This window comes from Streptomyces sp. NPDC102360 (genome assembly GCF_044766085.1).
Taxonomy (GTDB): Bacteria; Actinomycetota; Actinomycetes; order Streptomycetales; family Streptomycetaceae; genus Streptomyces.
Window position 1 is genome coordinate 67,093 of sequence record NZ_JBIWLG010000011.1, and the last position, 11,281, is coordinate 78,373.

Consider the following 11,281-nt stretch of genomic DNA (forward strand, 5'->3'; position numbering starts at 1 on the left):
AAAACAGCGACCTCCCTCCCGGCTGTGCCGGGAGGGAGGTCGCCGAAGTGAGCGGCCCGTGGGGACGGGGTGCGGCGGGGCTCGGCGTCCGCCGATGCCGAGCCCGTACCTGGTGGTGGTCCTGTGCGGACCGGGTGGCCCCTGCGCGGGGCCGGACGTCTTAGCTGAGGTGCAGCTGCTGACCCGGGTAGATCAGGTTGGCGTCCTTGACGATGTCCTTGTTCTTCTCGAACAGCTGCTGCCAGGTCGTGTGGTGCGCCTCGGCGATCTTGCTGAGGGTGTCACCGGACTCGACCTTGTACTCGCCGTCACCCTTCTCGACCTTGTTGCCGGTCGGGGTGGTGACGGTGTCCTGCTTCGGAGCCTGCTGCTTGGGGGCCTCCTGCTTCGGGGCCTCCTGCTGCTGCGGCTGCTGGCGCTGCTCGGAACGGTCGGCGCGCTGCTGGGTCTCCTGCTTCGGAGCCTGCTGCTGCGCGGACGAGTCGTCGCCGCCACCCTCGTTCGGGGTGGAGGAGAGGCCCGAGCCGCAGTTCGGCCAGGCACCGTTGCCCTGGGAGGCGAGAACCTTCTCGCCGACGGCTATCTGCTGCGCCTTGGACGCCTGGTCGGCGGTGGAGGCGTACTGGTCGCCGCCGTAGGCGGACCAGGTGGAGGACGAGAACTGCAGGCCACCGTAGAAACCGTTGCCGGTGTTGGTGGACCAGTTGCCACCGGACTCGCACTGCGCGACCTGGTCCCACTCGGACGTGGTGGCGGCGGAGGCCGAGGTGGCACCCATCAGCGGCACGGCGACGGCGGCAGCGGCGACTCCGCCGAGCGTGGCGACGCGAATGGCCTTGGACGGGCGGCGGTGCTTGCTCTTGGACGAAAACAGCATGGAGATATCCCCTCACCGACGCCTGCGAGGTGAGCTGTCGGGTTCGGACCAGTGAGTGTCCGGCCGCGCATCCTTGTGCGCTGCTTAACCCCAAGCCCGTCCGGTTTTCCGGATGGGCGGCTTACCTGGGTCCCCCGCTCCTGCCTACGGCGCTTACGCGTCGACTGTTCCCGTACGGACGTTGGCAGGATTCGGCGTGACGTCCATCGGGGCCCGCTGAAGCGAGCGGTCACGAACGTAAGCGGTCGATCCGTCCGATTTCAAAGTCGATCAGGGGCTTTGAGACCCATGTCTCACTCGATCGACATCGGACAAAACCCCTCAACCAGCCCGAACTCCCTTTAGTTTTTGTCCGTTACGTCCCCAAGATCCAGGCTCTGACCAGGAAGGATGAGGTCTGGGTCGGTACCTACCGTCTCCTTGTTCCGCTCATAGAGCGCGTCCCACCCGCCGTGCACGTTCTGAGCCTCCGCGATGTCCCAGAGGTTGTCGCCGGCGTGGACCTCGTACGTGTCACCGTCGCGCTTGTCGTCGCGCGAGGCGTGACGCCCCTCTCCCGTACGGGAGTCGGAGCCGTCGTCGCCGGCGCGGTCGCCGCGGTGGCGGCCGGACGTGGTGTCGTCCGACGCCTCGCCGGAGGGGGAGGCGGACGGCGGGGCCGTCTCGGGGGCGGCGTCGTCAGAAGGCGCGTGGGACTTGTCACTTGAGGGGGTCGAGGACTCCTCGGCCTTGTCACCGGTGTTACCGGAGGTATCGCCCGACACATGGGAGTCGTCGGCTTCGTCGTGACCCTTGTCTCCCGAATCGGCTGAATCGGCCGAATCGGTCGCGCTGTCTGTCGCGTCCGCGGAGCCCGTCTTGTCGGCGTCCTTGTCGGCTTCACCATCGGCGCCCTCGTCCGACTTGTTGTCGGCATCGGTGCCGGAGGGCTCGGACGCGGACTCGGATGACGAGTCGGACGACGAGTCGGATGACGACTCCGACGGCTGCGGCGACGCGGACACGCCCGGATCGACGTCCGCCGAATCGTCGTCCTTGGTGAGGTCCGCGGTGAGCGAGCACATCGGCCAGGCACTCACGCCCTTGTCGTCGAGAACCTTCTCGGCGACGGCTATCTGCTGCGAGCGGCTGGCCTGGTCGGCACGCGGGGCGTAGTCGAGCCCCCCGTACTGCTCCCATCTCTCCTGCGTGAACTGGAGGCCGCCGTAGTAGCCGTTACCGGCGTCCAGGCTCCACTGCCCGCCGCTCTCGCACTCGGCGAGCTTGTCCCACGCCTGCGTGGTCGCGGCGCTCGCGCCGCTCGCGGCGAACAGCGGGATCGCGATGGCGCTGCCGGTGACTCCGACGGCGACGACGAGAGCAGGGGCCTGACGGGGGCGACGGTGTCGACCGTTCCCGGAGAGCATGCGGTTGCCTTTCGCGAGACTGATGCTGCTACGTGCGTACTGCGTGCGACGGATGGTGAAAGTGGAACCAGTTGTGCGCGTGTCGCGATGATCCGTGAACGTAGCTGCACTCGAACGCCTGTCACAAGTCGATCAGGCGTAGATCACGTGAAAGTCACATTGTTGACGGCCCGTCAGCTCCGGCCGGATTCTGACGCGGCGTGAACTCCACCGGGAGCGTGCGCAGTCCACGCATGATGAGCCCGCCACGCCACCGCAAATCGGTAGGTTCCACCGCAAGTCGCAGGTCCGGCAGGCGCGTCAGGAGCGTGCCGAGAGCGGTCTGCCCCTCCAGGCGCGCGAGCGGGGCGCCGAGGCAGTAGTGGATGCCGTGTCCGTATCCGAGGTGCTGGTTGTCGCGGCGGGAGAGGTCGAGGGTGTCGGGCTCGGTGAAGCGCGCCGGGTCGCGGTCGGCGGCGGCGAGCACGACGAGAACCGGGTCGCCGACGCCGATCTCCACGCCGCCGATGGTCAGCGGCTCCCTGGCGAACCGCCAGGTGGCCATCTCCACCGGCCCGTCGAAGCGCAGCAGTTCCTCGATCCCCGTCTCCAGCAGGCCCGTCTCCCCCGCCGCGATGGACTGCTGCAGACGCTCGCGTTGGCCGGGGTGAGTGAGCAGGGCGTACGCGCCGTTGCCGATGAGATTGATGGTCGTCTCAAACCCGGCAAACAGGATGATGAAGGCGAGTGACGCGGCCTCGTTCTCCGTGAGGTGCTCGCCGTGGTCCGAGGCGCGGATCAGGCCGGAAATGAGGTCGTCGCCCGGCTCGTTGCGCTTTCGGTGGATGAGTTCGGCCAGGTAGGCGCGGATCTTCTTCACGGAGCGGCCCACGCCGCCGCGCGGTCCCCCGCCGTGGCGGATCATCATGCCCGCCCACTCGCGGAAGTCGTCCTGGTCCTCGCGGGGGACGCCGAGGAGGTCGCAGATGGCGTAGATGGGGAGGGGGAAGGCGAAGTCGTGGATCAGGTCGGCTTCGCCCTTGGCCGCGAAGGCGTCGATGAGGTCGTCCGTCAACTGCTGGACGCGCGGCGCGAATTCGGCGACGCGGCGCGGGGTGAACGCCTTCGATACGAGGCGGCGCAGGCGGGTGTGGTCCGGCGGGTCGATGTTGAGGAGGTGGGTGGTCAGCTCGGCCTTGCGTTCGCCGGGGATGCCCGTCTTGCCCTTGGCGTGGCTCGGCTCGTCATGGTGGTCCGCGTTCTTGCTGAGCCGTTGGTCGGCGAGCGCCTGGCGGGCGTCCGCGTACCGGGTGACCAGCCAGGCCTCGACGCCGCTCGGCAGCGTGGTGCGGTGCACGGGGGCGTGCTCGCGCAGCCAGGCGTAGGCGGGGTACGGGTTGCTTGCGAACTCCCAGCTGAAGAGTTCGGGGGCGCTGGAGGGGGTGGGGCTCTCGGTCACCACCTGACCGTAACCGCCCTCCAGTCATCTATGGGGCGGCGAGTCCCTCGGTGGTCCGCACCGCGTCCCGGTAGGTGCGGGCGGCGGCTCTGAGTGACGCCTCCGGGTCCACGCCCTCGGCCTCGGCGCGCAGGGCGAGGGTGAGGAGTTCGTAGCCGATGCCGTCTCCCGTGGGGGCCGGCACGTCCAGGCCCGCCGTACGTACTCGGGAGGCGAGTTTGGCGGCGAGGGCGAGGGACGGCTGGCCGAGGGGGACGCCGTCCGTGACGGAGGCGCGGCGCTTCTCCTCCGCCTTGGTGCGCAGCCAGTGTTCCTTGACCTCTTCGGGGGTCGTGGCGGTGTCGTCGCCGAAGACGTGCGGGTGGCGGTGGATGAGCTTGTCGACGATGCCGCCCGCGACGTCGTCGATGGAGAAGGGGGCCTCTTCCTCGGACTCCCCCGAGGCCTCCTCGGCGATGCGCGCGTGGAAGACGACCTGGAGGAGTACGTCGCCGAGTTCCTCGCGCAGTTCGTCCCTGTCGTCGGTCTCGATGGCCTCGACCAGCTCGTACGCCTCCTCGATCGTGTACTTGGCGAGGTCCTCGTGGGTGCGCTGTTTGGACCAGGGGCATGCGCGGCGGATGCGGTCCATGACCTGGACGAGGTCGAGGAGGCGGGCGCCCGGCAGGTCGTAGGAGCCGGGGAGCAGTTCGAGGTTCGGCATCTGTTCGCGGCCCGAGCCCGCGAGCCGCGCCAGGCCGTCCGTGAGCTGCCGGTCGCCCTCGGCGGTGGCGAGGACGACGAGCGTGCGCCCGCCGTCGGCGCAGCGGTCGACGAGCTCGCGGGCGGTGGGCGCGGCGATCGTGACCTGGACGCCCGCGTCCTTCACGTACGGCAGCTGCGGGTGCGCGGCGTCGGCGCACAGCACCTCGTCGGCCGTGCGCAGCGTCTGCCACGCCTGCCAGGAGAGGAGCCCGGGGGCGACCCGGTGGCTGGTGGTGAGCAGGACGACGCGGCCGACGGTGTCGCCTGCGTCGGCGGGGGCGTGGTGGTCGTGCGCCTCGGGTTCGTTCACCCCTCGAACGTAACCCAGGCCACTGACAACCCCGCCTCCCCCGGGTCTACGCCGTCTGCTGCTCGGCGGGGGCTTCCTTGGTGATCTGCCGCAGCCAGGGGGTCTTGGCGTCGACCCGGCTGTTCTTGGTGACGTCCCAGGTCCCGTAGCGGGGGTTGAGGTCGACGTTCAGCTCCTTGGAGGCGCTGGAGAGTGCCTTCCAGAAGACGGCCTTGCCCTGGGGGGTCTGCATGTCCGCGCCGAGCGCGGTCGACAGCTTCTGCGCCTCGATCTCCGTGCGCAGGCTCTCGGTGAGCCGGTTCGGCGGGATGTTGTACTGCTGCAGCCAGGCGACCTCCAACTGCTGGGAGCCGCCGGCCTGTTGCTCCAGGCCGGAGCGCATGCTCTGCATCTCCTTGCGGGTGACGGAGATGTCCGCGTCGGTGGCGGCGCGGTGCAGGACCCGGTCGAGGACCATCGTGTGCAGCGTGTTGCGGGTGAGGCCGCCTGTCTTGGCGATGGCCTGTTCGTACTGGGCGGTGTCCTTGGTGGCGGTCTGTTGCGCGTCCCGCACCTCGTTCACCCGGCTCTCCAGTTGCGAGACGGTGATCCGCTGGCCGCCGACGACGGCCGCGGCACCGGGGTGCGCTTCGCTGCCGCAGGCGGTCAGGGCGGGGACGGCGGCGATGGCGGCGGCGGACAGGACGAGCGCGGTGCGGCGGCTGTTGCGGCGGTGCAAGGTGGGCCTCCCTGCGAAGAGTTTGTGCTTCGGTGCACAAAGTCATGCGGTGATCGATGTTAGGCAGTGGCCGCTTGCTAGGCCACCTATTCGACAACGATTCGCCAGGAGTTGAGTACCGGAGGCGGCGGACGTACCCGGAGTCAGCCGCGCACCTGGCCCAGCCACTGCAATGTGCGGCGCACCTCCGCCGGGAACGGGTGGCCGACTCCGTGCAGCCGTTCGGCGTCGTGCAGCAGCCGGGTCAGCGTCTCGTGGGCCGCGCCCCTGTCGCCCACGGAGAGCAGCAACTGGCCGATGCGGCGGCGCACTTCGAGAGCGAGCCTGAGGTCCGTGGTCGCGTACTGGTTCTCGTAGTACGGGAGGAGGGAGCGGTATTCGGCGAGGGCCGCGGCGGGTTCGCCGAGGGCTTCCAGGCATTGCGCCGCTTCGTAGCGGAACTGGAGGGACTGCGGGTCGGCGTGGCCGGCCTCCGCGGCACGTTCGTCGGCGAGTCGGCGCAGCTCGGGCAGGGCACGCCGGTACTGGCCGTCGTCCATGAGGGTGGCCGCGTACTGCTTGCGCAGGGTGCGGACGACGGGTGAGTGCTCGCCGTGCTGGGCGGCCGCGGCGGGCAGGATCGCGCCGAGGATGTCGACGGCCTGCGTGATGCGGCCCTCGCCGAGCAGCACCTTCACCTCGTCGACGGCCCGTGCCACGTCGGGGCGGTCGCCCTGGAGGTCGGTTCCTGGTGGCTGCGGCGCCGGGGTGACGGCGCGGTCGGGCCAGGGGGCGTGCGGGCGCAGGAAGGGGCGGGTGGGATCGAGCGGGCGTCCGGTGGGCACGCCGCGCGCGGGCAGCAGCGGGAGCAGTTCCTCGTACGTCTGCTGGGCGGAGGCCGGTCGGTCCTGGGGGTCCTTGGCGAGCAGGCGAAGCACCAGGTGTTCCAGGGCCTGAGGCACTTCGGGGCGCAGTTGGCGGACCGGTACGGGGGCCTCGTAGAGGTGGCGGTGGAGGATGCCGAGGGCGGTGGTGCCGGCGAACGGGACGTCGCCGCTGAGGAGTTCGTGCAGCAGCACGCCGAGCGCGTACAGGTCGGTGTGCGGGCCGACGGCGCCGCCCATCGCCTGTTCGGGCGCCATGTAGGCGGGGGTGCCGATGGGCGATCCGGTGTGGGTGAGGCGGGTGGTGTCGGTGTCGAGGACGGAGGCGACGCCGAGGTCGAGGACGGTGAGTGTGCCGTCCTGCTTGACCATGACGTTCCGTGGCTTGAGGTCGCGGTGCACGATCGGCACCGCGTGCACGGCGGAGAGCACGGCGCACAGTTGCGCGGCGACCGCGACCGCCCAGGGCCAGGGGAAGGGGCTGTGCTCGGCGAGGTGGTCGGCGAGGTCGGCTCCGTCGATGTACTGCATGACGAGGTAGAGCTCGTCGCCCTCGGCGCCCGCGTCGTGCACGGTGACGAGGCCGGGGTGGTCGACCTGGGCCGTGACCCGGCATTCGCGCAGGAAGCGGCGGCGCAGCTCGTCGGCCTCGGCGCCGGCGACCCGGTCGGGGCGTACGAGTTTCACGGCGACGCGGCGGTCGAGGCGCTGGTCGTACGCCGTCCAGACCTGGCCCATGCCGCCCTGGCCGATGAGCGTGGAGAGTTCGTAGCGCCCGGCGACGACGCGGGCGCCGTCCGCCGGGGAAGCGGGCTGCCCGGTCACTGGCCGCCGTCCTGCTTGCGCAGGTAGTCGCTCAGCTCGTCCAGCTCGGCGCGGACCTGGTCGATGCGGTGTGGGGGCGGGGACTGGTTCCGCGGGGGCGCGGGCGGCGGGGTGGGGGGAGGTGTGGGCGTGGGCGTGCCCATGGTTTGGGTGGGCATCGCGTGCGACTGCGGGGGTGCGGTGGGCCAGGGCTGTTGCGGTTGCGGGTGGCCGTAAGCGGGCGGTGTCCTCGGTGCGTACGGGCTCAGTGTCGGCGCGGTCTGCGACCTGCGGATGTCGTAGACGAGGAAGTACACGGCGCTGCCCAGTGCGAGGAGCAGCAGCAGGGCGAGGGCGACGTCGGTGCGCGTGTCCTCTTCCGGCAGTGAGCCGATGATCGCGAACAGCGTGATGCTGACCGGCAACGAGGCGATGGCCAGGGCCCAGTCGAGCGGTCTGCGGCGCAGGGTCGCGATGCGGAACAGCGGGGCGCAGGAGAGCAGGCCGCAGGTCAGCACGGACAGCGCGGGGAACAGCACCCTCAGGGTGGTGGCCGCGCCGGCGCTCTCGCGTCGGGGTGGCGGCGCGCCGGGCCCGTACATGGCAGCTCCTGGTCACTTGTCCGGGGTGGAACATGCGGCAATGTGATGCCGGTTCCTTCGAGCGTATAGGCGGACTCGGACAACCGGCCCGGGGTTGTACGGAACGGATGTCGCTCCGCTCACACCGGGTTTGTGCGGAACGGTTGCTTCCGGTGGCGCTGCGCCGGTCCTACGCCACGGGGCTCCGCCCCGGACCCGTGCCTCAAGCGCCGGCGGGTCTCCAAAAGATCGGGGCTCTGCCCCGGACCCCGCTGCTCAATCGCCGCAGGGGGCTTAATCGGTCGGCGGCAATGTACCGGCAGTCAGGCCGTCGTGGAGGGCCTGGACGAGTTGTTCGCCGAGGCGGGAGGCGTGGCGGAGGGTGTCTTCGAAGGCCGCGAGGGATTTGAATCGCTCGCCGTAGCCCGCCTGTTCTGACAGGGGGAGGCGTGGGAGCTGGAGGCGGCGGACGTCGAGGCGGGTGGCGGTGGAGGCGTAGCTGGACGCCTGGCGGTTGTTGGCGGTGGAGCGCAGGAAGCCGGCGAGGAACCACGGGTCGAGCGCGGCCGGTGCGGGCCGCAGCAGGGCCAGGCCTCTGCCGAGCGCGGCGCCCGCGTCCGCCTCGTCGACGACGCGGACGGCGGCGGCTCCGCCGAGCACCGGCACGACGACGTCCCCGACTTCGAGGATCACGGGCTCGTCGTCCGCGGCGTGCGCCCCGGAGGGAGCGGTGCTCGTCAGCACGTCGTGGTCGGTGAGCACGGGTACGCGCGCGTGGCCTCCCGCCCCTGAATGGGTCGCCGCCGTGCGCAGTGTCAGGGCGCCCGCGCGCGCGAGTTCGCCGACCGTGGTCAGTGGCCAGCGGGCCGGGACCGTGGCGTCGGGGACGGCCCGCGGGGCGCGCTTCGTGGCCAGCCGCAGCGTGTCCGCGAGCTCCTCGCGTACGGCGGTCAGCTCCGCGGCGCCGCCGCCCGTGGCCGGCGGTGGCAGGCGGCGGGCGGGCGCGAGGTCGACCTCGTCGTCGAGCAGGTCGATGACGGGCACGGAGCGGGCGAGGCCCGGCCGCTCCTCCAGCGAACCGTCCCGGTCGAAGGCGCGCCAGGCGTCGAGCACGGTGCCCCGCACCTCGTCCCACACCTGCTGCTCCCGTACGTCGCCGGACTCGGCGAGCGAGGTCGTGTCGACGAGCAGCAGCTCGGGGGCGGCGGGCGCGCCCGCGCCGGGGCGGCGCAGCACCCACAGGTGCAGCGGGATGTTGTTGGGCGGCACGGCCCCCGCGGGCAGCGCGATCACCGCGCGCAGGGCGCCGCGGCGCAGCAGGTCGGCGCGGATCCGGCGGCCCGAGCGGCGGGACGCGACGGTGGGCGGCATCAGGAGCACGGCGCTGCCGCCGTCCTTCAGGCGCGCCAACGCGTGCTGCACCCAGGCCAGTTCGGACTCGGTGCGGGCGGGGAGGCCGTACTCCCAGCGCGGGTCGTAGGCCAGCTCGTCGTGCCCCCAGCCGCGCTCGTTGAACGGCGGGTGGGCGAGCACCGCGTCGGCCCGTACGTCGCTCAGGGCGTCGGCGCGCAGGGTGTCGGCGGCGGCGGTGCGCACGGCAGGGGCGTTCGTCCCGCCGTTGCCGTCGAGGGCGAGGCGGAGCGCGGTGAGGGCGGCGAGTTCGGCGGAGGCGTCCTGGCCGTACAGGGTGCGGCCGGGCCGCGGGTCGTGGGCGCGCACGGCGTCGAGGAGGGCGCCGGTGCCGCAGGCCGGGTCGAGGGCCGTGGTGGCGGGTCCGACGAGCGCGGCCATCAGTTCGGCGGGGCCTGGCGGGGTGAGCGTGTACTGGCGCGGGTTGGCGTCGAGGTGCCGGCCGAGCAGGAACGCGAAGGTGCCGCGGGCGCCCAGCTCCGCGGCGAGTTCGGCGGCGCCGCGCAGCAGCGGCACCGACGGCAGCAGCTCCGCGGGCGACGGCGTGCCGACGGCCCGCTGCGTCGCGTGGCCGAAGCGCGGGGTGAGGACGCCTTCGAGGGCGGCGGAAAGGCGCTGGGCCAGGTCCCGGTCCTTGTCGGTCGCCGCGGTGAGCGCGAGCCATTCCGTGGGCCGGTCGTGGACGAGCAGCAGGGCGCAGCCCGTGTGCAGGAGGGCGGCGACCGGGCCCGCCGGGTGGCCCGCGAGCTGCTGCCACACACGCTCGCGGAGCGGGACCTCGGCGAGCTTGCCCTGGTCGCGCAGCCACTCCTCGACTTCGGTGAGCGCGAAGGAAGGGCTGGTCTCGGTGCCGCCGACGGGCCTGGGGAAGTCCGCGTGTCTGCGGCGCCAGTTGCTGACGGCGGCGCGTCCCACTCCGGCGAGCCGGGCGATTCCCGCGGCCGTCACCTCTGTCGCGTTGTCCTGCACTGGGCCGACCCCTCTCGACGTGCCTGTGCGACCGACCATACAGAGTCCCGCGTAAGAGTCGCATTCACAGCCGTGAGCGTGCCAAGTTTCGTGAACCGGGTTGACTCGGTTCACAAGCAGTGCTGTTATTGCCTCAGCCAACCGCCGGATACTTGGAAAGCCGGGGGGAAGTTGGCTTCTCTCATCACGGAGGAACAGCTATGTCCCAGACCCAGCCGCCCCAGCAGTACCCCCAGTACCCGCCGTTCCAGCAGCAGCCGCCGCAGCAGGTCGCGCGCAACGGGCTGGGGACGGCGGCGTTGATCCTCGGCATCATCGGCGCATTGTCGGGGGTGATCCCGCTGCTGTTCTGGCTGGCCGGGATCCTCGGCGTGATCGCCCTGATCCTGGGCCTGACGGGGCGCGGCAGGGCCAAGCGCGGCGAGGCCACGAACAAGGGCGTCGCCCTGACCGGCACGATCCTCGGCCTCGCGGCCATGGGCCTCGCGATCTTCGGTGCGTACACGACGTTCAAGGCGGTGGACGACGCCGTCGACGAGATCAGCAAGTCGGTGTCCGACACGAAGGCCAAGGACGCGAAGTCGTCCGGCGACGCGAAGGACAAGGGCGACAAGGGCGGCGACAAGCCGGCCGCGGGCAAGACGCTCGCCGCGGGCGACTCCGTGGTCTACGACGACGACCTGACGGTCTCCGTCTCCAACGCGGTGACGTTCAGCCCGAGCGAGTACGCGGCGGGCCACAAGAACGGCAACCACACCTACAAGGTCACGGTCACCGTCACGAACGACTCCAAGGAGAAGTTCGACACGGCCCTGCTGACCGCGAACGCCCGCACGGGCAAGGACGGCGCCAAGGCGGAGCAGATCATCGACGACAAGGTCGCCATGGGCTTCGAGGGCACGATCCTGCCCGGCAAGAAGGCCACGGTCGTCTACGGCTTCGACGCCCCGGCGGACGCGAAGAACCTGACCGTCGAGATCACGCCGAGCTTCGACTACGACGGCTCGCAATGGGACCTGAAGCTGTAACCGGCTTCAGAAAACGGGGGAAATGGGGGGAGTGGAGGCGGGCCCCCCCCCACCCCCCGGGCCCCGCCCCCGGGGGCCCCAACCCCGCCCCACCCCGGGGTCGCCACCCCGGGCCCGGCCCCCGGGTGCCCAC

At 71.3% G+C, this 11,281-nt stretch carries 9 protein-coding genes and 1 riboswitch; of the genes, 1 reads left to right on the forward strand and 8 read right to left on the reverse strand.

Features of this window, described 5'->3' with window-relative positions; translation table 11 throughout:
- Positions 1-160: 160 nt before the first annotated feature.
- The 8 genes from ACIRHA_RS33310 to ACIRHA_RS33345 all read right to left on the reverse strand — a co-directional run bounded on the left by ACIRHA_RS33310 (position 161) and on the right by ACIRHA_RS33345 (position 10,120).
- Entirely contained in the window at positions 161-877 is a 717-nt protein-coding gene (locus tag ACIRHA_RS33310) for a transglycosylase family protein (protein WP_403853603.1), read from the reverse strand.
- 4 nt (positions 878-881) lie between these two features.
- A riboswitch (cyclic di-AMP (ydaO/yuaA leader) is annotated at positions 882-1,039 on the reverse strand.
- Between the two features lie 179 nt (positions 1,040-1,218).
- Positions 1,219-2,283: a transglycosylase family protein gene (locus ACIRHA_RS33315; protein WP_403853604.1), complete on the reverse strand. Its 1,065-nt coding sequence runs from the start codon at positions 2,281-2,283 to the stop codon at positions 1,219-1,221.
- Between the two features lie 154 nt (positions 2,284-2,437).
- The gene (locus ACIRHA_RS33320) at positions 2,438-3,721 is read right to left on the reverse strand and encodes a cytochrome P450 (RefSeq protein ID WP_403853606.1); all 1,284 of its coding nucleotides are present in this window, start codon (positions 3,719-3,721) and stop codon (positions 2,438-2,440) included.
- Positions 3,722-3,749: 28 nt separating this feature from the next.
- Positions 3,750-4,775, reverse strand: a complete 1,026-nt coding sequence (locus tag ACIRHA_RS33325; protein WP_403853608.1) for a nucleoside triphosphate pyrophosphohydrolase — start codon at positions 4,773-4,775, stop codon at positions 3,750-3,752.
- A 46-nt stretch (positions 4,776-4,821) separates the two neighbouring features.
- Positions 4,822-5,493 (reverse strand): SurA N-terminal domain-containing protein, encoded by a 672-nt coding sequence (locus tag ACIRHA_RS33330; protein WP_403853610.1) that lies wholly within the window; start codon positions 5,491-5,493, stop codon positions 4,822-4,824.
- Between the two features lie 143 nt (positions 5,494-5,636).
- Complete coding sequence (locus ACIRHA_RS33335; RefSeq protein WP_403853612.1) at positions 5,637-7,181, reverse strand: protein kinase; 1,545 nt, start codon at positions 7,179-7,181, stop codon at positions 5,637-5,639.
- Entirely contained in the window at positions 7,178-7,762 is a 585-nt protein-coding gene (locus ACIRHA_RS33340) for a hypothetical protein (protein ID WP_403853614.1), read from the reverse strand. Before ACIRHA_RS33340 ends, ACIRHA_RS33335 begins: the two co-directional genes overlap by 4 nt.
- Positions 7,763-8,035: 273 nt before the next feature.
- Positions 8,036-10,120, reverse strand: coding sequence for an N-6 DNA methylase (locus ACIRHA_RS33345; protein ID WP_403853616.1), 2,085 nt, complete (start codon positions 10,118-10,120; stop codon positions 8,036-8,038).
- A gap of 200 nt (positions 10,121-10,320) precedes the next feature.
- Between ACIRHA_RS33345 and ACIRHA_RS33350 the strand changes: the two genes are divergently transcribed.
- Positions 10,321-11,148 carry a DUF4190 domain-containing protein gene (locus ACIRHA_RS33350; RefSeq protein WP_403853618.1) on the forward strand — a complete coding sequence of 276 codons (828 nt, stop codon included), beginning with the start codon at positions 10,321-10,323 and terminating at the stop codon, positions 11,146-11,148.
- The last annotated feature ends 133 nt before the right edge of the window (positions 11,149-11,281 follow it).